This is a genomic window from Ruegeria sp. AL12 (assembly GCF_056540885.1).
Window position 1 is genome coordinate 196,687 of the sequence record NZ_JBQFXN010000006.1, and the last position, 21,337, is coordinate 218,023.

General features: G+C 62.0%; 18 protein-coding genes. 13 read left to right on the plus strand and 5 right to left on the minus strand.

What is annotated here, in order from left to right:
- Nucleotides 1–45 precede the first annotated feature (45 nt).
- The 7 genes from ACR0C6_RS15950 to ACR0C6_RS15980 all read left to right on the plus strand — a co-directional run bounded on the left by ACR0C6_RS15950 (nucleotide 46) and on the right by ACR0C6_RS15980 (nucleotide 8,518).
- The gene (locus tag ACR0C6_RS15950) at nucleotides 46–1,305 is read left to right on the plus strand and encodes an RsmB/NOP family class I SAM-dependent RNA methyltransferase (protein ID WP_480620158.1); all 1,260 of its coding nucleotides are present in this window, start codon (nucleotides 46–48) and stop codon (nucleotides 1,303–1,305) included.
- Between the two features lie 90 nt (nucleotides 1,306–1,395).
- A complete protein-coding gene (locus tag ACR0C6_RS15955; RefSeq protein WP_152459367.1) occupies nucleotides 1,396–3,135 on the plus strand; it encodes a heparinase II/III family protein in 1,740 nt (579 codons plus the stop codon).
- A gap of 22 nt (nucleotides 3,136–3,157) precedes the next feature.
- The gene (gene purH / locus ACR0C6_RS15960) at nucleotides 3,158–4,747 is read left to right on the plus strand and encodes a bifunctional phosphoribosylaminoimidazolecarboxamide formyltransferase/IMP cyclohydrolase (protein ID WP_480620160.1); all 1,590 of its coding nucleotides are present in this window, start codon (nucleotides 3,158–3,160) and stop codon (nucleotides 4,745–4,747) included.
- Nucleotides 4,747–5,223 (plus strand): signal peptidase II, encoded by a 477-nt coding sequence (gene lspA / locus ACR0C6_RS15965; protein WP_171233463.1) that lies wholly within the window; start codon nucleotides 4,747–4,749, stop codon nucleotides 5,221–5,223. Before purH ends, lspA begins: the two co-directional genes overlap by 1 nt.
- Nucleotides 5,224–5,273: 50 nt before the next feature.
- Nucleotides 5,274–5,789, plus strand: a complete 516-nt coding sequence (locus ACR0C6_RS15970) for a DUF3035 domain-containing protein (RefSeq protein ID WP_152459364.1) — start codon at nucleotides 5,274–5,276, stop codon at nucleotides 5,787–5,789.
- 81 nt (nucleotides 5,790–5,870) lie between these two features.
- On the plus strand, nucleotides 5,871–7,211 hold the full coding sequence (locus ACR0C6_RS15975; protein ID WP_480620162.1) for a M16 family metallopeptidase: 1,341 nt from the start codon (nucleotides 5,871–5,873) through the stop codon (nucleotides 7,209–7,211).
- Nucleotides 7,208–8,518: a M16 family metallopeptidase gene (locus ACR0C6_RS15980; protein ID WP_480620164.1), complete on the plus strand. Its 1,311-nt coding sequence runs from the start codon at nucleotides 7,208–7,210 to the stop codon at nucleotides 8,516–8,518. The genes ACR0C6_RS15975 and ACR0C6_RS15980 overlap by 4 nt, the downstream gene beginning before the upstream one ends.
- 22 nt (nucleotides 8,519–8,540) lie before the next feature.
- Here ACR0C6_RS15980 and ACR0C6_RS15985 read toward each other — a convergent pair whose 3' ends face one another.
- Genes ACR0C6_RS15985 through deoC form a run of 3 tightly spaced genes read right to left on the minus strand, consistent with a single transcriptional unit; the run spans nucleotide 8,541 to nucleotide 12,717 of the window.
- Nucleotides 8,541–9,350, minus strand: a complete 810-nt coding sequence (locus tag ACR0C6_RS15985) for an SDR family oxidoreductase (protein ID WP_171637275.1) — start codon at nucleotides 9,348–9,350, stop codon at nucleotides 8,541–8,543.
- 23 nt (nucleotides 9,351–9,373) lie between these two features.
- Nucleotides 9,374–11,707, minus strand: a complete 2,334-nt coding sequence (locus tag ACR0C6_RS15990) for an aldehyde dehydrogenase family protein (protein WP_480620166.1) — start codon at nucleotides 11,705–11,707, stop codon at nucleotides 9,374–9,376.
- Nucleotides 11,708–11,718: 11 nt separating this feature from the next.
- Nucleotides 11,719–12,717, minus strand: a complete 999-nt coding sequence (gene deoC, locus ACR0C6_RS15995) for a deoxyribose-phosphate aldolase (protein WP_480620168.1) — start codon at nucleotides 12,715–12,717, stop codon at nucleotides 11,719–11,721.
- 202 nt (nucleotides 12,718–12,919) lie between these two features.
- Here deoC and ACR0C6_RS16000 point away from each other — a divergent pair, with 202 nt between their 5' ends.
- The 6 genes from ACR0C6_RS16000 (at nucleotide 12,920) to ACR0C6_RS16025 (ending at nucleotide 20,225) form a co-directional block, all read left to right on the plus strand.
- Nucleotides 12,920–13,873 (plus strand): metal ABC transporter solute-binding protein, Zn/Mn family, encoded by a 954-nt coding sequence (locus tag ACR0C6_RS16000; RefSeq protein WP_152459358.1) that lies wholly within the window; start codon nucleotides 12,920–12,922, stop codon nucleotides 13,871–13,873.
- Between the two features lie 3 nt (nucleotides 13,874–13,876).
- Nucleotides 13,877–14,680: a metal ABC transporter ATP-binding protein gene (locus ACR0C6_RS16005; protein WP_152459357.1), complete on the plus strand. Its 804-nt coding sequence runs from the start codon at nucleotides 13,877–13,879 to the stop codon at nucleotides 14,678–14,680.
- Between the two features lie 3 nt (nucleotides 14,681–14,683).
- The gene (locus tag ACR0C6_RS16010) at nucleotides 14,684–15,889 is read left to right on the plus strand and encodes a metal ABC transporter permease (RefSeq protein WP_480620170.1); all 1,206 of its coding nucleotides are present in this window, start codon (nucleotides 14,684–14,686) and stop codon (nucleotides 15,887–15,889) included.
- Nucleotides 15,886–16,815, plus strand: a complete 930-nt coding sequence (locus ACR0C6_RS16015; protein ID WP_171726092.1) for a metal ABC transporter permease — start codon at nucleotides 15,886–15,888, stop codon at nucleotides 16,813–16,815. The genes ACR0C6_RS16010 and ACR0C6_RS16015 overlap by 4 nt, the downstream gene beginning before the upstream one ends.
- A 262-nt stretch (nucleotides 16,816–17,077) precedes the next feature.
- Nucleotides 17,078–18,943, plus strand: coding sequence for a DNA mismatch repair endonuclease MutL (gene mutL / locus ACR0C6_RS16020; protein WP_480620172.1), 1,866 nt, complete (start codon nucleotides 17,078–17,080; stop codon nucleotides 18,941–18,943).
- Between the two features lie 52 nt (nucleotides 18,944–18,995).
- Nucleotides 18,996–20,225, plus strand: a complete 1,230-nt coding sequence (locus tag ACR0C6_RS16025) for a DNA recombination protein RmuC (protein WP_171117231.1) — start codon at nucleotides 18,996–18,998, stop codon at nucleotides 20,223–20,225.
- Between the two features lie 3 nt (nucleotides 20,226–20,228).
- On the opposite strand, the gene ACR0C6_RS16030 is transcribed toward ACR0C6_RS16025, so the two are convergent.
- Nucleotides 20,229–20,633 (minus strand): hypothetical protein, encoded by a 405-nt coding sequence (locus ACR0C6_RS16030; protein ID WP_480620174.1) that lies wholly within the window; start codon nucleotides 20,631–20,633, stop codon nucleotides 20,229–20,231.
- A gap of 46 nt (nucleotides 20,634–20,679) precedes the next feature.
- Entirely contained in the window at nucleotides 20,680–21,330 is a 651-nt protein-coding gene (locus tag ACR0C6_RS16035) for a ChrR family anti-sigma-E factor (protein ID WP_480620176.1), read from the minus strand.
- Between the last annotated feature and the right edge of the window lie 7 nt (nucleotides 21,331–21,337).

Genomic DNA, 21,337 nt, shown 5'->3' on the forward strand with positions numbered 1-21,337 from the left:
GTCCGCCATTGGCAATGCGGACGCAGGTCACATGAAGGCGGTACAATGTCTAACAGCGCGACAGCAGCACGGCGCAGCGCAATCTATCTTCTGGATCAGGTTCTGGGCGAAGGTCGCCTGCTGGCCGAGTGTCTGGCGGCGGGCGCAGTGGATCGGTTGGAACCCGAGGATCGCGCGCGTGCCCAGCGACTGGCGTTGGAAACACTGCGTGGGCTGGAACGGGCCGACCGCCTGCTGGCCAACCACCTGAACCGAACACCCGCTCTGACGGTCCACAACGCGCTGAGACTGGGTGCGGTCGAGCTTTGCAACGGCGAAGCCGCCCATGGCGTCGTCAATTCCATGGTCGAGATCGTCAGCCGTTCGCGCAAGCATGGTCGCCTCAAGGGGTTGGTGAATGCCGTTCTGCGCAAGGTTGCGGTAGAAGGCCCCGAGGCGTGGCCGAAGATGCGCGTTCCGCGTTTGCCGGACTGGTTGCGTGAACCGCTGATCGCAGCGTGGGGCACGGATGCCGTAACCGGAATCGAGCAGGCACATTTCGCGGGTGCGCCACTGGACCTTACCTTGAAACCCGGGGCGGAAGGCCCTTCAGGCGAGATCCTTCCGACCGGGTCGGTGCGGTTGCACGATGCGGGTCAGGTCTCGACCCTGCCGGGGTACAAGGCCGGAGACTGGTGGGTGCAGGATGCGGCAGCCGCATTGCCGGTTCGCATTCTGGCCCCGAAGGCGGGCCAGAAAGTTCTGGATCTGTGTGCGGCGCCGGGTGGGAAAACGATGCAGCTTGCGGCCGCAGGGGCTGATGTCACGGCACTAGACGTGTCGGAATCACGGATGGAACGGGTGCGCGAGAACCTTGCAAGGACCGGCCTTAGGGCGAAGGTCATCGTGGGCGATGCGCTGGAACACGAAGACCGGTACGACGCGATCCTGCTGGACGCGCCGTGCTCGGCCACGGGTACGATTCGCAGGCATCCTGACTTGCCGTTTGCCAAGGACGGTTCGGAATTCGGCGGCCTGATCGAGCTCCAGTCGCGCATGTTGGCCCATGCGTGGGGCTTGCTCAAACCCGGTGGGCGTCTGGTCTATTGCACGTGTTCCCTGCTGCCGGACGAGGGGGAAGTTCAGGTGGAAGAGGCGCTGGACATGTATTCGGACATGAGCGTGGATCGCGACGCGCTGAACGTACCCGGTGTCGAAACGGATTGGATCACCGAAGAAGGCGGCTTGCGATTGCGCCCGGATTATTGGCCGGATCGAGGTGGTATGGACGGGTTCTATATCGCGTGTCTGACCAAAACCGTCTGAACGCACGCTTTTCGATGACTTGACGATCGGCGCGGTCTATCGTTGGGTCTCAAGCGCCAGCAGAGCGCAAGGGGCAGAGTAACACGCGTCATGTCGAAATCAGACACCATGGCCAGTCGGTGGATGCGGTTTCAGAACCGTTTCTACGCGCGCCTGAGCCAGCGGCAAAAGGCGGTCACAGGGTTTGTTGCGCAACCGGATCCGCGCTCGGTGGGTTCGTTCGCACGTGGCCGGCAACTGGTTGCCGGAAATCTGTTGTTCGCCGGCTATCTGGTCGAGGCCGAAGATACCGGGCTTTGGGACGTCACCGCCCCCAGTGCCGGCTTTGACGAAGAACGTCACGGCTTTGCATGGCTGGATGATCTGGCCGCGGTCGGAGACATGCGTGCGCGGGAAAAGGCGCAGCGCTGGGTCTGGGGATGGATAGAATCTCATGGCCGCGGGCAAGGGCCCGGCTGGGCGCCTGATCTGACCGGACGTCGGGTGATGCGCTGGATCAACCACGCACTTTTTCTGCTGCGAGGGGCGGATGAAAAACAAAGCAAACTGTTTTTCCGCTCGCTGGCCCAGCAAACATGGTTCCTGTCCAAACGCTGGCATGCCGCAACCCCGGGACTGCCCCGGTTCGAGGCGCTGGCCGGACTGGTGCAGGCCGGGCTGGCGCTGGAGGGGCTGGAGCGGATGGCCGACCCGGCCCTGCGCGCCCTGGCCGGGGAATGCGACCGTCAGGTGGATGCGCAGGGCGGAATACCAACCCGCAATCCGGAAGAATTGCTCGAGGTGTTCACGCTGCTCAGCTGGACTTCGGCGGCGCTGAATGATCTTGGTCGCGGGACGCCTGCCGCCCAGGCCAATGCGATCAAACGGATCGCGCCGACCTTGCGCAGCCTGCGCCACGCGGATGGGGCGTTGGCGCGGTTTCATGGTGGCGGGCGCGGTGTCGAGGGGCGACTGGAACAGGCCCTTGCGCAAAGCGGCGTCAAACACAAGGCGGCCACCGAATTGCCGATGGGCTATGCCCGTCTGTCGGCTGCACGCACCACGGTGATCGTGGATGCCAGCATACCGCCGTCGGGGGCGGCCTCTTACAATGCGCATGCCTCTACTCTGGCGTTCGAGTTGACCTCGGGGCGGCGACCGCTGATCGTGAATTGCGGGTCGGGGGCCAGTTTCGGGCTGGAATGGCGCCGCGCAGGACGGGCGACGCCGTCGCACTCGACGCTTTGCCTGGATGGGTTCTCAAGCGCCCGGCTGGCCAACCCGGTGCCGGGGCGTGAAGCGCAGGCGCTGGTGGACGCACCACAGGAGGTGCCCGTTGATTTCGAGGATGCGTTCGAGGGGATCCGCTTTATGGCGGGGCACGATGGATACGCAAAGGTCTTTGGTCTGACCCATGCGCGGACCTTTGAGTTGCGATTTGACGGGCGCGAGCTGACGGTCGAGGATATTCTGCTGACGGCGACCGACAAGGCAAAGCGTCAATTTGACAAGGCGATGGACGCTTCGGGCCTCAAAGGCATTGGCTATGACATCCGGTTTCACCTGCATCCGGATGTCGATGCGGCGCTGGATTTGGGCGGTGCGGCGGTATCGATGGCGCTCAAAAGCGGTGAAATCTGGGTTTTCCGTCATGACGGCGTTGGAAAATTGTCCGTCGAGCCAAGCGTTTACCTTGAAAAAGGGCGTTTGAAGCCACGCGCGACAAAACAGATCGTTCTATCCGGGCGCGCAATGGAGTATGCGACGCGCACCCGGTGGACTCTGAGCAAGGCACAGGACACAGCCTATGCCGTGCGCGATACGCATCGGGACGAGCCCGAGTTAGACTGACGCCAAAAGGACCTTTGGACCCATGACCGATCTTCACCCCGTGCGCCGCGCGTTGCTTTCCGTATCCGACAAAACCGGGCTGATCGAGCTGGGCAAGGCGCTGGCCGAGCGCGGGGTCGAACTGCTGTCGACCGGCGGCACGGCCAAGGCGCTGCGCGATGCAGGGCTTGTGGTGAAGGATGTCAGCGAGATCACCGGCTTCCCCGAGATGATGGATGGCCGGGTCAAGACCCTGCACCCGATGGTGCATGGCGGGCTGCTGGCCCTGCGCGACAACGATACCCATGTTGCAGCCATGAACGAACACGGCATCAGTGCAATCGATCTGTTGGTTGTGAACCTGTATCCGTTTGAAGCAACCGTGGCCAAAGGCGCAGGTTACGATGAGTGCGTCGAGAATATCGACATCGGCGGTCCGGCGATGATCCGCGCGGCGGCCAAGAACCATGCGTTCGTAAACGTGGTCGTGGACGTTGAAGACTACGAAAAACTGCTGGGCGATATGGATCAGCACGAAGGCGCGACCTGTCCGAAATTCCGCCGCAAGCTGGCGCAGAAAGCCTATGCCCGTACGGCTGCCTATGACGCGGCAGTGTCCAACTGGCTGGCCGATGCGCTGGAGCTTGAAGCCCCCAAGCGCCGCGCCTTTGCCGGTGAATTGAAACAAACCTTGCGCTATGGCGAGAACAGCCATCAGCAGGCTGCGTTCTACACCGACGGCACCAATCGGCCCGGTGTAGCGACCGCGATCCAGCATCAGGGCAAGGAACTGAGCTACAACAACATCAATGACACGGATGCGGCCTTTGAATTGGTGGCCGAGTTTGACCCCCAGCAGGGCGCCGCCTGCGCCATCATTAAACATGCCAACCCCTGTGGCGTGGCCAGGGGTGCAACCCTGCTTGAGGCCTACAAGGCTGCCTTCGACTGCGACCGCACCTCTGCCTTCGGCGGTATCGTGGCGTTGAATCAGCCTCTGGACGCCGAGACCGCGCAAGAGATCACCGGGATTTTCACCGAGGTCGTGATCGCTCCGGGCGCATCGGATGAGGCCAAGGCAATCTTTGCCGCCAAGAAAAACCTGCGCCTGCTGACAACCGAAGCGCTGCCGGATGTGACCGCCGGTGGGAAAACCGTGCGTCAGGTGGCCGGTGGGTTGCTGGTGCAGGACAAGGATAACGGCTTTGTCGGCATGGATGATCTGAAAGTTGTGACCAAGAAGGCCCCGACCGACGAACAGATGCGTGACCTTTTGTTTGCCTGGAAAGTGGCAAAGCACGTTAAGTCCAACGCCATCGTCTATGTCAAAGACGGCGCCACCGTAGGCGTCGGCGCGGGCCAGATGAGCCGTGTGGACTCGGCCCTGATTGCCGCCAAGAAAGCCGAACGTATGGCTGACGTGCTGGGCTTGGCCCAACCGCTGACCATCGGCTCGGCCGTTGCGTCGGACGCGTTTTTCCCCTTCCCTGACGGCCTGATGGAAGCGGCCGAGGCAGGCGCAACCTGTGTGATCCAACCAGGTGGGTCCATGCGGGATGACGAAGTCATCGCCGCTGCGGATGAGGCCGGCCTGGCCATGGTCTTTACCGGCATGCGCCATTTCCGTCACTGATGCGGTCACGCCTGCTTCTCTGGGCGGCGCTGGCCGCCTTTGCGATCGACCAGATCAGCAAATACCTGGTCGTTCACGTCATGCGCGTGGCCGATCAGCCCGGCGGCATTGATGTTGTGCCGCCGCTGCTGGTGTTCAAATACGGCGAGAACCGGGGCATCAATTTCGGTCTCTTCCAAGGAAACTCGGAGGCTGCGCGCTGGATTCTGATCGGTATTTCCGTGGCGATCTGTGTTGGCGTGCTTGTGTGGCTCGGCCGTGCAGCCCATTCGGGGCTGATGCTGTTTTGCGGCGGCCTGCTGATCGGCGGTGCGCTGGCGAATGTGGTGGATCGGGTTCTTTACGGTTTTGTTCTGGATTTCCTGAACATGTCCTGTTGCGGCATCAACAATCCGTTTGTTTTCAACCTCGCAGATGTCTTCATATTTGCAGGAGCTATCGGGCTGGTGCTGTTTGACGGCAAAAAGGCCTCGTGACGCGCGGAATGATATGCGATAAAAGCGCCTGAAACAGGCTGGAGACACCAATGCGGATGCCGCGCGCCCTATTTGTTTTGACTGTTGCCGCTGCGGTTGCGGCGTGTTCGAATCCCGGCCTGCGGGATCTGGAGGCTCCGGGCCCGGGGCCGGATGAGTTTTCCGTGCTGCCGGTCAAACCGCTGACCCAACCTCAGGACTATGCGTTCTTGCCTGCACCCACGCCGGGTGGCGCGAATCTGACGGATCCGAACCCAAATGCCGATGCGGTGGCTGCGCTGGGCGGCAATGCTGCTGCGCTGAATCCGAACGCGGCTGTGCCATCCTCGGATGCAGCGCTTGTCACGGCCTCCAGTCGCTATGGTGTTTCTCCCGATGCGCGGCAGGTGGTCGAGGCTGATGACGCCGCGTTCCGCAAACGCCGGGGGCGCTGGACCGGCCTGCGTCTGTTCCCGGTCGACCGCTATGGTCAGGTTTACGAAAAACAATCGATCGATCCGTTCGCGGAAACAGAAGCCGCCCGCCGGGCCGGCATCGAAACTCCTTCTTCGCCACCGGGTGAATAATTCTTAACTTTCCGTCATCGGGCTTGAACCCGGGCCGCGTCACCGTAGTTTGAATACCAGAAACGAAACGGAGGATGCCCTATGGTTCGGGCCCTGGCCTTGTCGGCTGCCCTGATCGCGGCCGCCCCGGTATTTGCCGAGGATGGGAAAGAAGCGGTTACCACATTCACATTGGACAACGGCATGGATGTCGTCGTGGTCGAAGACCACCGTGCCCCGGTCGTGCAGCATATGGTCTGGTACCGGGCCGGATCCGCTGATGAGCCGATCGGATCATCCGGCGTGGCGCATTTCCTGGAGCACCTGCTGTTCAAAGGCACCGACACGCTGGCCCCGGGAGAGTTCTCTGCCACTGTCGCTGCCAATGGCGGCAACGACAACGCCTTCACTTCGTATGACTATACCGCCTATTTTCAGCGTGTCGCCGCCGACAGGCTAGAGCTGATGATGCGGATGGAATCCGACCGGATGCGGAATCTTCGGCTGAGCGAAGAGGACATTCTGACCGAACGGGACGTGATTCTCGAGGAACGCAACCAGCGCACCGAAAACAATCCGCGCGCCCTGTTCGGCGAACAGATGAGTGCGGCCCAGTATCTGAACCACCGCTACGGCGTGCCGATCATCGGCTGGATGCACGAGATGGAGGATCTGGACATGGAGGACGCGCTGTCGTTCTACCAGACCCATTATGCGCCCAACAACGCCATTCTGGTGGTCACAGGTGACGTTGACCCCGACGAAGTCCGCGCGCTTGCCGATCAGTATTACGGTGTGATTCCCGCCAACCCGGACCTGCCCGAGCGGGTTCGGTCCCAAGAGCCGCCGCAAACGGCCGAGCGTCGCCTGACCTTCAAGGACCCGCGCGTGGCCCAGCCTTACGTTCAGCGCAGCTATCTGGCCCCGGAACGCGATCCGGGCGAACAGGAAAAAGCGGCGGCTCTGTTTCTGCTGGCCGAGTTGCTGGGCGGCAGCACGACGTCTTACCTGAACGAAAAGTTGCAGTTTGATCAGCGAAAGGCCGTCTATGCCGGTGCGTTCTATCGCGGTGTTTCACTGGATGACACGACCTTTGATCTGATCGTCGTTCCGGCCGAGGGTGTTTCCCTGCAAGAGGCCGAAGACGCCATGGACCAGGCCGTGGCCGACTTCATCGCTGAAGGTGTGAACGAAGAGGATCTTGAGCGCATCAAGATGCAGCTGCGCGCCGCCCAGACCTATGCGCGCGACAACGTGGACGGCATCGGCAACCGCTATGGCCGGGCCCTGACCAGCGGCCTGACGGTCGACGATGTTCAGGCCTGGCCCGAGATCCTTCAGGCCGTGACCGGGGATGAGATCATCGCCGCGGCCCGCGAAGTTCTGCAACCCGAGGCGTCGGTCACCGGCTGGCTGATGCGCGATGACGAGGTGACGCAATGAAACGGTTTGTTGCAACGCTGATTGCCTGCCTGGTCGCCTTGCCGGTTTTGGCCGAGATCCAGATCGAAGAAGTGACCTCGCCCGGCGGCATCAAAGCCTGGCTGGTCGAGGACCATTCCATCCCATTCACCGCGCTGGAGTTGCGGTTCCGTGGTGGTACGTCGCTGGACGACCCTGACAAACGCGGCGCGGTCAACCTGATGAGCGGGCTGATCGAAGAAGGTGCGGGCGACATGGATGCGCGGACCTATGCCCGCGAGCTGGAAGCTCTGGCGGCTTCGTTCCGATACAAGGCCGGCGACGATTCAGTTTCGATTTCCGCGCGTTTTCTGTCCGAAAACCGGGATGAAGTGGTCGATTTGCTGCGCACGACGATCCACGAACCGCGTTTTGATCAGGATGCGGTTGACCGAGTGCGCGCGCAGGTTCTGTCGGGCCTGCGCTCGGACCAGACTGACCCGAACGAAATCGCAGGCCTCACCTTTGCGCAGATGGCCTACGGCGATCACCCCTATGGATCCGAAGGGAAAGGCACCATCGAAAGTGTCTCGGCCCTGACCCGCGATGACGTGGTCGCGGCTTACGAAGGCGTGTTCGCCAAGGATCGTCTGTACGTGGGGGCCGTCGGCGATATCACGGCAGAGGAACTGGGTACCCTGCTTGATACCCTGCTTGGCGACTTGCCGGACACCGGCAAGCCCATCCCGGGCAAGGCCGAGGTGAACATTCCCGGCGGCGTCAGTGTTGTCGAATTCGACACACCTCAGTCCGTGGCCTTGTTCGGTCAGGCCGGGATTGATCGGGATGACCCGGATTTCTTTGCGGCCTTTGTTCTGAACCATATTCTTGGCGGCGGCGGGTTTGAGAGCCGGCTGATGCAGGAGGTGCGCGAAAAGCGTGGCCTGACCTACGGGGTCGGGACCTATTTGGTGCCCAAGGATCTGGCTTCGGTCTATCTTGGGTCCGTGTCCTCGGCCAACGACCGTATCGCCGAAGCCATCGACGTAATTCGCGATGAATGGGCGCGCGCGGCCACCGAGGGTGTGACGCAAGAGGAACTTGACGACGCCAAGACCTATCTGACCGGCGCCTATCCGCTGCGGTTCGATGGCAATGGTCAGATTGCCTCGATCATGGTCGGAATGCAGATGGAAGGCCTGCCGATTGACTATATCGCCACCCGCAATGACAAGGTGAACGCGGTGACATTGGAAGATGTGAACCGCGTTGCTGCCGAACTGCTTGACCCGGACGGTCTGCACTTTGTCGTCGTTGGCAAGCCGGTGGGCCTGGAAACAACGAACTGAACCTTTTGGGGTAAGCTGCGGCTTACCCCTTTTTCATGCTGCGCAGCATGTCTCCCATCATCTGGCCGAACTGGCCCGAGCCGCGCTGATACAACGCCCCGTCCACTGCCAGAACCGTACCGCTGATATAGCTGGCCATGTCCGAGGCCAGAAACAGGCAGGCATTGGCCACGTCTTGCGGCGTACCCCAGCGGCCCAGCGGCACGTCCCGGCGCAGCTGCTCGCCCGCGTCGGGGGTGGGGGCCAGCCGTTTCGCGCCTTCGGTGCCCTCGATGAAGCCCGGCACCACCGAGTTCACCCGGATGCCTTCCACACCCCATTCCATCGACAGGGTACGGGTGATCTGATCGACGCCCGCCTTGGCGGCGCAGACATGGGCCTGGCCCTCGTAGGGCAGGTAGGATTGTGGGGCCGAGATGTTGATGATGTTGCCGCCGGGCCGTTTCAGATAGGGATAGGCGCCTTTCAGAACATGCACGGTGCCCATCAGGTCGATCTCGACCACGGTGCGGAAGGCGTTGGCCGACATCTCCGCCATCAGCGCCGGGAAGTTGCCCGCCGCCCCCGAAACCAGCACGTCGAAATCGCCGAGCGCCGCGTGGAACTGTTTCAGCCCCTCGGCGACCGCCTCGGCGTCGCGCACGTCAAAGGCCGCGCCGATCGCCTCGGCCGCGCCTGCCGCCTTCAGCGCGGCGACGGTGTCATCCACCTTGTCCTGCGAGCGGCTGGCCACGGCCAGTTTCGCGCCCGAGGCCGCGAAGGCCTCGGCGATGCCCCGGTTGATGCCACTGGTGCCACCGATGACGATGACGGTTTTTCCCGAAAAATCCATGTAGGCCTCCCTTGGCGGGAGCCCTACTCGCCGTAGGGCACCCAAATGTTTTTCACTTCGGTCGAAGCCTGAAGGAAGCGGCGGGAATGGTCCATGCCCCAATCGATTGCCGTCGCGTTATTCACCCAGGTCCGTTTCAGGTTCCCGGCCGAGACGACCTCGATCTGCGCCGACAGGTCCGACGACGAGAAGGACCAGACCGCATCGACGTTCAGATGCGACGCCAGCGGTTTGGCCAGCTCCTCGTGGCTGCCGGTCAGGATGTTGACCACGCCTGCGGGCACGTCCGAGGTGTCCAGCACCTGGTAGAAATCTGTGGCCGCCAGCGGATAGGGCTCGGACGCCACCAAAACCACCCGGTTGCCCATCGCGATCGCCGGCGCCATGGCCGAGACCAGACCCAGCAGCGGTGTCTCGTCGCCGCACAGCGCGCCGATCACGCCCACCGGTTCCTTCATCGCAATCGCCACGCCCCGGATCGGAACGCCATGCACCTGGCCGTCATACTTGTCGGCCCAGGCGGCGGCGGTGAACAGGCGCTGGATCGCGGCGTCGACCTCTTTCGCACCGTCCTTGCGGCCAGTCATCGCGTCGATGCGATGCGCGAACTCGTCGGAACGGGCCGAGAGGTTCTCGCCGATATAGTACAGGATCTGCGCCCGCAGATGGCCGGTGGTCCTGGACCATCCTTTGGCCCCCGCCGCAGCCTCGACCGCGTTGCGCACATCCTTGCGGTTGGCCAGACCCACATGGCCCTGCAGCCCCGCCTTGCCCCAGACCGCGCGGGAATAGCCGCCATCGGGCCGCGCCTGCTTGCCACCGACATACAGTTTGGCGGTGCGGTCGATCGGGTCGACCGGGCCGCCTTCGCCCACGACGGGTTCGATCTTGGCCAGCGGCTTGGCCTTGCCCTTGGGCTTGGTATAGGCGCTCAGCCCTTCCCAGCCGCCTTCCCGGCCAAAACCGCTTTCGCGCACGCCGCCAAAGCCTGCGGCCGCGTCGAACAGGTTGGTGGCATTGACCCAGACCACGCCCGCGACCAGCTTGGGTGCGATGTCCAGCGCAAGGTTGACGTTCTCGGTCCAGACCGTGGCCGCCAGCCCGTAACGGGTATTGTTGGCCAGTTCGACCGCCTCGGCCGGGGTGCGGAAGGTCGACGAGACCAGAACCGGGCCGAATATCTCCTCCTGCATCAACGGGTCCGAGGTTTCGAGCCCGGTGATCAGCGTCGGCGGGTAGTAGCAGCCGTTTGCGGGCAATTCGCAGGCAGCCTGATGCACACGGCCCACCGTATTGCTGTCGACCATGGAGGTGATCGTTTGCAACTGAACCGGATCCACCACGGCACCTACGTCGATGCATTTGTCCAGCGGGTTGCCGATGCGCAGCGTGTCCATGCGGGCGCGCAGCTTGGTGTAGAACCGGTCGGCGATGCCTTCCTGCACCAGCAGGCGCGACCCCGCGCAGCAGACCTGGCCCTGGTTGAACCAGATCGCATCGACCAAGCCTTCGATGGCTGAATCGATGTCGGCGTCGTCAAAGACGATATAGGGCGACTTGCCGCCCAGCTCGAGCGTCAGGGACTTGCCCGACCCTGCGGTGGCCTCGCGGATGCGGCGGCCGACTTCGGTCGAACCGGTAAAGGCGATCTTGTCCACGTCCGCGTTCACGATCATCTCGCCCACCGCGCCATCGCCGGTGACGATGTTGACCACGCCCTTGGGCAGCCCGGCCTGCATGCAGATATCGGCAAACAGCAGCGCCGTCAGCGAGGTGTATTCGGCGGGCTTCAGAACCACCGTGTTGCCCATGGCCAGCGCCGGGGCCACTTTCCACGCCAGCATCAGCAGCGGGAAGTTCCACGGGATGATCTGGCCGCAGACCCCCAGCGCCTGTGCGTCGGGCAGCTCGGTTTCCATCAGCTGGGCCATGCCCGCGTGATAGTAGAAATGCCGCTGCACCAGCGGAATGTCGATGTCGCGCGATTCCCGGATCGGCTTGCCGTTGTCCAGCGTTTCCAGCACTGCGAACAGGCGGGCGTGTTTCTGGATCAGCCGCGCGATGGCATAGAGGTAACGGGCGCGGGCGGGGCCGCCCAGCTTTTCCCATTTGGGCTGGGCCTTGCGGGCGGCGGCAACGGCGGCGTCCACATCGGCCCGTGTGGCCTGGGTCAGCTTGGCCAGAACCTCGCCCGTGGCCGGGTTGCGGCTTTCAAACCCTTTGCCGGGCTTGGTGAAGGCGCCGTCGATGAAATGGCCGAACTTGTCGCCCTGATCGACCAGCCATGCCAAGGCCTCGGCGGCGCTTTCCGGGGCGGGTCCGTATTCCATGGTCTCGAAAATCTCTTTGACTGTCATTGTTCCTGTCCTCAGCCCATCGGGTGCCGGTAGCCGGCCGAGTATGCCCCGGTGACGAAATGTTCCAACTGCCGCTCGATATCACCCAGCAGGGACGATGCGCCAAAGCGGAACAGGTCGGGTTGCAGCCAGCGGTCGCCCAGCTCGTCCTTGATCAGCGACAGGTAGACCAGCGCGTCCTTGGCCTTGGAAATCCCGCCTGCGGGCTTGTAGCCCACGCGATGGCCGGTGCGGTCATAGTAATCGCGGATGGCGCGGATCATCACCAGCGACACGGGCAGGGTGGCGTTGACGCTTTCCTTGCCGGTCGAGGTCTTGATGAAATCCGCCCCCGCCATCATGCAGACCAGCGAGGCGCGCGCCACGTTGCGCAGGCTGCCCAGTTCGCCGGTGGCCAGGATGGCCTTCACATGCGCCTCGCCGCAGGCTGCGCGGAACGCCTTCATCTCGTCATACAGCGCCTGCCAGTCGCCTTTCAGCACATGGCGGCGCGAGATCACGATGTCGATCTCCTCGGCCCCGGCTTTCACGCTCTCCTCGATCTCGGCCACGCGCAGGTTAAAGGGCGACAGGCCCGCCGGAAAGCCGGTGGAGACGGCCGCGACCGGAATGCCGGTGCCTTTCAGCGCATCCACCGCCGTTTCGATCATGTCGTGATAGACACAGACCGCGCCGGTGGTGATCGGCGGCATGTCCAGCGCTTTCAGCAGGTCAGGTGACACCGGCTGCCGTGCCTTGGCGCACAGGCGGCGTACGCGGCCCTCGGTGTCATCGCCCGACAGGGTGGTCAGGTCGATCAAGGTGATCGCCTTCAGCAGCCAGGCGGCCTGATGCTCTTTCTTGACCGACCGGCGCCCGGGCAGGGTTGAAGCCCGGCGTTCGATGGCCGAGGTGTTGGCCTGCACGGCGCGCACCCAGTCCAGGTCCAGATCCATGCCGGGATTCCGGGCTTCGGTCACTTGCGGCAGATGCGCGGTGCGCACGGGGCTTTCTGAGCTCTGCGTATCCATTGTCACGTCCTTTGGGAGGTTTGCGACAAAATTCGCACGGGAGACCGGGGAATGGAAGATGCAGGCGGGCAATGTTTGGATAATTTTTGACCAAATGGACAAAATGTAACCGCTTTCTTGCGAATAATTCGCATTAGCGTTGACTTACTTGCGAATGGTTCTCATATTCAGTTCGAACGTGAAGCAAAAACTGAGGTAGAAGATGATTCGCCGGAATTTTCTTGCGGTATTGGCGCTGGCCTTTTCCCTGCCGGTCACGGCCTGGGCCGATGCACCCCTCAAGGTTGTGGCCACGACGGGCATGATTGCTGACGCGGCCCGTCAGGTCGGTGGTGATCAGGTGGACGTCAAGGGGCTGATGGGGCCGGGCGTCGACCCGCATGCCTATCGTCAGACCCGCAGCGATATCGTGGCGATGACGCGTGCGGATCTGATCCTGTGGCATGGTTTGTACCTCGAAGCGCAGATGGAAGATTTCTTCCATGACCTTGAACGCAAGCGGACCGTGGTTGCAGTTGCCGAAGGTATCGACACGTCGAAGCTGCGCGCGCATGACGATTACGCCGACAAATATGATCCGCATGTTTGGATGACGCCCGAATTGTGGCGGGACGTGGTGCTTGAAGTGCAGGCGGCCCTCACCGAGGTACGTCCTGAAGCGGCCGAAGTTTTTGCAGCGAATGCGCAGGCCCACCTGGCAGATATCGATCGTCTGACAGCCTATGCAGATCAAGTTCTGGCGTCTGTTCCGGACAACAACAAGGTTCTTGTCACCGCCCATGATGCCTTTGGTTACTTTGGTGAAAGTTTCGGGTTCGAGGTTCTGGGAATTCAGGGCATCTCAACCCAGTCCGAGGCGGGACTGAACCGGATAGGCGAATTGGTCGATCTGCTGGTTGACCGCAAGATCACGGCTGTTTTCGTCGAAAGTTCGGTCTCGGATCGTTCGATCCGCGCGCTGATCGAGGGCGCGGCGGCCAAGGGTCATGAGGTGCGCGTGGGGGGCGAGTTGTTCTCGGACGCCATGGGTGCAGAAGGAACCTATGAAGGCACCTATCTTGGTATGCTGGACCATAACATCACGGTCATTGCCAGTGCTTTGGGTGGTGATGTGCCAGATCGTGGCATGGACGGAAAACTGTCGGCGGGGTTTTGATCGATGCTGGGCCTGATCAGCAATGAAGGCGTGACCGTCGGTGACAAGGGGTTGGCCGACAGCCCCCTTGCCCTGCGCGGCCTGACGGTTTCATACGGGCAGAAACCTGCGGTGTTTTCGGTCGACATGACCGTACAGCCCGGGGCGATGACCGCGATCATCGGGCCGAACGGAGCCGGGAAGTCCACATTGCTCAAGGCGGCGCTTGGCATCGTTTCCCCTTTGTCAGGTCAAGTGACCGTGTTTGGTCAGCCATTGGACACGCAGCGCGCGCGCATTGCCTATGTTCCTCAGCGTGCCAGCGTGGATTGGGATTTTCCAACGCGCGTCATCGACGTGGTTCTGATGGGCCTGTCGCGCGAACTTGGCTTGCTGGGCCGTGTGCGTGCCCGCCACAAGGCGTGTGCGATGGATTGTTTGCACCGCGTGGGAATGCGGGATTTCGCGGATCGCCAGATCGGGCAGCTGTCCGGCGGGCAGCAGCAACGTGTCTTTCTGGCGCGCGCGTTGGCGCAGGGCGCGGATCTGTATCTTCTGGACGAACCTTTTGCAGGCGTCGATGCCGCCACCGAGAAAGCCATCATCTCGGTGCTGAAATCCCTGAAAGAGGCGGGCAAGACGGTTGTCGTGGTGCATCACGACCTTGCGACCGTGACCGATTATTTCGACCATGTCTTCCTGATCAACACCCGCAAGGTGGCCGAGGGACCAGTGGCCGAGGCCTTCACGGCGGAAACGTTGCAATCAGCATATGGCGGTCGACTGGCAACCGCGCAGATCGATCAGATATCGCGCGCGTTGGGGTAACGCATGCTTTGGGATGCTCTGACCCTGCAACTTGGCTACAACGCCACGCTGGTTGCCATCGGTGCAACCTTGCTGGGTGTTTCAGCCGGTGTGACGGGGACGTTTCTGTTTCTGCGCAAGCGCGCCTTGGTCAGTGACGCAATCAGCCACGCAACCCTGCCGGGCGTCTGTCTGGCTTTCATGGTATTGGTCGCACTCGGAGGAGACGGGCGCAACCTGCTGGGCCTGTTGGCAGGATCGGCCATCTCGGCCTGGATCGGCCTTCTTTGCATGAACTGGCTGACGCGTCACACGCGTTTGGCCGAAGATGCCGCCATCGGAGCAGTCCTGTCGGTCTTCTTCGGCTTTGGCATAGTGTTGCTGACGGTCATTCAGACGATGGGCGTAGGCCGTCAGGCCGGGCTGGAAGGCTTCCTTTTGGGGTCCACTGCCGGGATGCTCTGGGCTGATGCGATGATCATTGCGGTCGGCGGCGCTGCGACGCTGCTGCTGGTCATGATCATTCGTCGCCCGATGATTCTTGTGGCCTTCGATCCTGAATATGCCGCAGCCCGCGGGTTGCCGGTGCACAGGATCGATCTGGCCATGATGGGTTTGGTCATGGCCGTGACCGTGGTCGGCCTGAAAATCGTGGGTCTGATTCTGATCGTGGCTTTGCTGATCATTCCCGCCGTGACCGCGCGGTTCTGGTCCGAACGCTCGGACCACGTGGTTCTGCTTGCGGGATTGGCCGGCGGGTTGGCGGGGTACATTGGCGCGGCCATTTCAGCCTCGGCGCCAAACCTTCCGACGGGGCCGATCATCGTTCTGGTCAGCTTTTCCTTCTTTGTCGTGTCTTTGTTTCTGGCGCCGATACGTGGCGTTTTGGCGGCGGTGCTGCGCCATTTGCGCTTTCAACGTCGGGTGCATATTCGTCAGGGTCTCTTGGCCTTGGCGCAGGGGCAAAAGATCTATGAGCCCCTGACCCTGCGCTTGCTGCGCCGCGCTGGGCTGGTGCGCGCGGACGGCGTTGCGACCAACATCGGCAAAGCCCGCGCGGCCAAGGCGTTGCGGGACGAAAAGCGCTGGGAAATCGTGCGCGCAGATCAGGCGCATGAGGCAACGGCTGCGCTTTATGACGGGTTGCGGGACATCGAAACCGTCCTGACCCGCGATCAGATTGCCGAGATAGACCGTCGCATCGGCGGACCAATGGGGGTGCCGGTATGAGTGGTGAAGAATTTGTCCCCCTGTCTCTGACACCGTTGCTGATCGGTACGTTCGCGGCCATTGCCTGCGCGTTGCCCGGCAATTTTCTGGTGTTGCGCAAACAGGCATTGATCGGAGACGCGATCAGCCATGTGGTGCTGCCGGGAATCGTCGTGGCGTTTCTGATCACAGGGGCGATATCGACCTGGCCGATGATGCTGGGCGCGGCGGGCGCTGCCGTTGTGGCCGTGGTGCTGATCGAAGCCATTCGCCGATTGGGTCAGATCGAACCCGGGGCCGCCATGGGCGTGGTCTTTACCACCATGTTCGCCGCGGGTGTCCTGCTGCTTGAGCAGACGGATACGTCGACAGTGCATCTGGATGTGGAACATGCGCTTTACGGCAATCTCGAAAGCCTGATCTGGCTGGACGCCACCGGATGGTCGTCCTTGTTGGACACAGAGGCGCTGTCCGGGCTGCCCCCGGAATTACCCCGCATAGCGCTGACACTGGTAGGTGTGTCATTGTTCACCTGGCTGTTCTGGCGGCCGCTGAAGATCTCTACCTTCGACGAAGGCTTTGCCCGGACCATTGGCATTCGCACCGGCGTTCTGGGCATGGCATTGGTCATCACCGCGGCAATTGCGGCGGTGGCGGCCTTCGACGCGGTGGGCTCGATCATCGTGATCGCCATGTTCATCTGCCCGCCCGCCGCGGCGCGGATGTTGACCAACCGGCTGGAAGCGCAGATTGCCTGGAGCGTTGTGTTCGCCATCGCCTCGGCGGTGTCGGGCTATGTGCTGGCAGGTTATGGGCCGCTGTGGCTGGGCGGCGCGGATGCCGTCAGCGCGGCGGGTATGATCGCCACGATGTCAGGCCTGATTCTTGCGGCGGCAGCGATGTTCGGACCCTGCCGGGGCAGGATCGGCGCGCGCATATCTGCCTGATCAGGCATTTTCCCGCCACACATGCCCACACGTCATCGGCCAATCTCTGCCAAGAAACTGAGCCTGAGAATCTTAAGCAGATTTTCCGACAGGTGCGTGATAAATGCGGTCTCATAAATTAGCTGAAACACACCACTCACTTGGCACGTCCGGGTGATCCTGAATGAGTTCTCGTTCGCGGATACCCGGGCGCCCCCTCTCTTTGAAATCTGCGGTTCAAACCGGTGGCAGAATCGTGCGCGACTATGCTAGGTGTAGGGGTATGGCGCAGGCAAACCCCAATATCGGCGAAAAACGCCCCGTAATTCGGCAGCTCGACGATGCCGCAATCAACCGCATCGCGGCTGGTGAGGTGGTGGAACGACCGGCGTCGGCGGTCAAGGAACTGGTCGAGAATGCTATCGATGCCGGGGCCACGCGGATCGCCATCGATATCGCGGATGGCGGCAAGACCCTGATCCGGGTCACGGATGATGGCTGCGGTATCGCGGCGGAAGATCTGCCGCTGGCGCTGTCCCGCCATGCCACGTCAAAGATTGACGGTTCGGACCTGCTGAACATCCACACTTTCGGCTTTCGGGGCGAGGCGCTGCCATCCTTGGGTGCTGTTGGGCGTCTGACCATAACCAGCCGTGTTCCCGGCGCGGATGCGGCGCAGGTGCACGTCGCGGGCGGCAAGATGGATGCGGTCAAACCCGCCGCCCTGCGCGCGGGGACTGTGGTCGAACTGCGCGATCTGTTCTACGCCACACCGGCCCGCCTGAAATTCATGCGCACGGACCGGGCCGAGGGGCAGGCGATCACCGATATTGTGAAACGGCTGGCCATGGCCGAACCTTCCGTGACCTTCGCCCTGCGGGATGTATCCGGCGGCGGAGAGGGTCGCGTGACCTTCCGCGCGGATCGCGAGAACGGAGATCTGTTTGATGCGCTCCACGCCCGACTGGCCCGCGTGATCGGGCGCGAATTTGCGGAAAACTCCTTGCAGATTGATGCCACGCGTGAGGGCATCCGGCTCTATGGCTATGCTGCCCTGCCGACCTATTCCCGGGGCGCTGCGGTGGCACAGTACCTTTTCGTCAACGGACGTCCTGTGCGCGACAAGATGCTGACTGGCGCGCTGCGGGCGGCCTATTTCGACTTCCTGAGCCGGGATCGCCACCCGGCGGCAGCTCTGTTCATCGACTGCGATCCCACGCTGGTTGACGTGAACGTCCACCCCGCGAAATCCGAGGTTCGGTTCCGGGATCCCGGTGTCGCGCGGGGGCTGATCGTGTCCAGTCTGCGCCATGCATTGGCGCAAGCCGGGCACAGGGCATCCTCGACCGTGGCGAATGCGACGCTGGGCGCGATGCGGCCGGAACCCGCACAGCCTGCTCCGGCGCGGGTTTACCAGATGGATCGCCCGTCACCTACCGCGCGTACGGCGGCGTATCGCGCGCAGGCTCCGGGTTTTGCGGAGCTGGCCAACGACTACAGCGGCAGCATTGTCGAGCCGACTCCGGTTGCGCAGGTCGTCGAGGTGCAGGAGCAGCCTCAGGCGCAGGATCTGCCGCTGGGTGCAGCCCGCGGACAGGTGCACGAGAATTACATCATTGCCCAGACCGCGGATGGCATGGTGATCGTAGATCAGCATGCTGCACATGAACGGCTGGTTTATGAGAAGCTGAAAACGCAGATGGCCGAGAACGGCGTCGCGGCGCAGGCTCTGCTGATTCCGGAAATCGTGGAATTGTCCGACGGGGATTGCGCCCGCCTGATGGCCGTCGCAGATGACTTGACGCGCCTTGGCCTGACCATCGAGCCCTTCGGCGGAAGCGCCATTGCCGTACGCGAAACCCCCGCCATTCTGGGTGAAGTCGATGCACGCGCCATGATCCTCGACATCCTGGATGAACTCGCCGATCAGGGTGAAAGCCAGATGGTGCAGGCAAGGATCGAGGCGATCCTCAGCCGGGTGGCCTGCCATGGGTCGATCCGATCCGGTCGTCGGATGCGCGCCGAAGAGATGAATGCCCTGCTGCGCGAGATGGAGGCGACACCGCATTCCGGCCAATGCAACCATGGGCGGCCCACCTATGTGGAACTGAAACTCAGCGACATCGAACGCCTGTTCGGGCGCAGTTGATCCTGCGGCCCGGCGGGGCTATGAAGAATAAAACAAGAACACGCGAGTTGTGATGATCGAGATTGCAGGCACCCAATATGCATTGAATGACCCTGTCATACTGGTCGGGGGTGGCGTGGTGGCGTTGATTCTGCTGCTGCTGTTCCTGTCGTTGCGGGCGGCCAACCGCTCGGCCCGGATGGCGGAACCTTTGGCGCGGCAGATGGCGCATCTGGGTCAGCATGTTCAGCAACTGGGCCAGGGACAGGAACAGTTGCGCGGCGGTCTTCAGCATGTCTCGGACACTCAGGCCAACGCGCAGATGCAGGTGATTCAGACGGTCGAGGCGCGTTTGGCTTCGGTCCAGCAACAGATGAATGACCGGCTGGCGGATAATGCGATGAAATCGGCGCGCGCGCTGGCCGAGATGCAGGAACGGATGAAAGAAACGTTGCATGGCTCGTCGAAACAGACGGCGACCTCGCTGACCCAATTGCAGGAACGTCTGGCCGCCATCGACAAGGCACAGGACAATATCACCAAACTGTCAGGCGATGTGCTGTCTTTGCAGGATATCCTGTCGAATAAGCAAAGGCGCGGGATGTTCGGTGAAATCCAGCTGAACGATATCGTGTCCAAGGCGCTGCCCGCTGACAGTTATTCGTTGCAGGCCACTTTGTCGAACGGCAGGCGGGCGGATTGCCTGATTCACTTGCCGAACCCGCCGGGACCGATTGTGATCGACGCAAAGTTCCCTTTGGAGGATTTCGAGGCGCTGGCCGCTGCGCAGACGAAGGCGGATGTCGAGAGATGCCTGCGGGCCTTCGGCGCTGCGGTGAAAGTGCATATCAAGGCGATTTCCGAAAAGTACATCCTGGACGGGGAAACTGCGGACGGCGCCTTGATGTTCGTACCTTCCGAGGCGATTTACGCCGAGCTGCACGCGCGTCTGCCCGATGTCGTGCGTGAAGGGTTCGCCGCGCGGGTCTGGATCGTGTCCCCGACGACGTGCATGGCCACGTTGAATACCATGCGGGCTATCCTGAAAGACGCGCGTATGCGCGAACAGGCCGGAGCGATCCGCAAAGAGTTGGGGTTGCTGCACAAGGATGTGGACCGCCTGGGTGATCGCGTCTCGAACCTGGATCGTCATTTCGGGCAGGCGGCCAAGGATATCTCGGAAATCAAGATCAGCGCCGAAAAGGCTGGCCGACGTGCGCAGCGTTTGGACAATTTCGACTTTGAAGAAATCGAGACCAAGGCCGAAAACGGCGTTGTGCCCCTTGCGCGGCACGAAGGTTGAAATCTACTGGATAGACAGATCCAGATTGTACCCCACGGTTTTTCCGGTATCCCTGTCATTGCCCATCAGATAGACGCGGATCGTATAGTCTCCATCGTCGGGCAAGGTGATCCGGGCCGTATTGCCGTCAATCGACCCGTTATAGATCGCCAAACCGTCGCTGCCCGGCGGCAGGATGTTGAAATAGATCACGCCGTTACCATTGGTGTCGCTGACCTGAAGATCGGCAAACATCTCCTGTCCGGCTTTGGCGCCCAGCGAATAGTCGAAGTACTCATCTCCTGAGATGGTCCCGCTGACCATGGTGCCAAAATTGCCGGGCTGAAACTGAACCTCGGCCGACATTTGGGCCGATGCGACGGGCGCGATTGCAACGAGAAGGACGCACACAGCAAGTCTTTCGAACATAACCATTCCCTTCAAAACACGCCGTACGCGGCCCTCGCGGGCAAATTCAGATGCGCAGGAAGGGTTGGAACAGGCGTGGCATCAACTTGGTGAATTTCAACGGAGCATCGGTAACCGCCAGACAAATACAATCTTCCGAAATGTCCGCCACAGGCGTGTGTTCCAAATCCTCGTCCGCGATTTCGACGTCGCCACGGGCGAAGCGATCCACTTCGTCCGAGAATGCGCCCTGAAGCACCATCGTCAATTCTATACCGTTGTGGCTATGATCAGGTACAGCCGTTCCGGCTGGAATGAACAGCAACCGGGCCGAGGCCTCGCTTGTGGTTGGCAGGATGGCTTGCTTTACGCCCATGCCGATCGGTTTCCAGCGGATATCTGAAACCGTACCGCCGACATAATCCTGCAACGGGGCCGGCAATACCGGGCAGTTCGGACGCGCCGGTTTGGCCGCTGGCGCGCCTTTGGAGATCAACGCCATAGTAGAGGCCAGAGATGTATCACTCATGGCGATGGAGTCCGTCTGTTCCTCCAGAACATGCCCGCCCACGGCATCGTAGCTTTCCGCCCGCGCACGGCAATGGTCGCACAGCGACAGGTGCGTCGCGACCATCAGGTCGAAGGCTTCGGGCAGATTGCCTGCGGCATATGCCATCAGCAGGTCATCTGTCAGGTGATGTTTGATCGATTTACTCATCGTACTC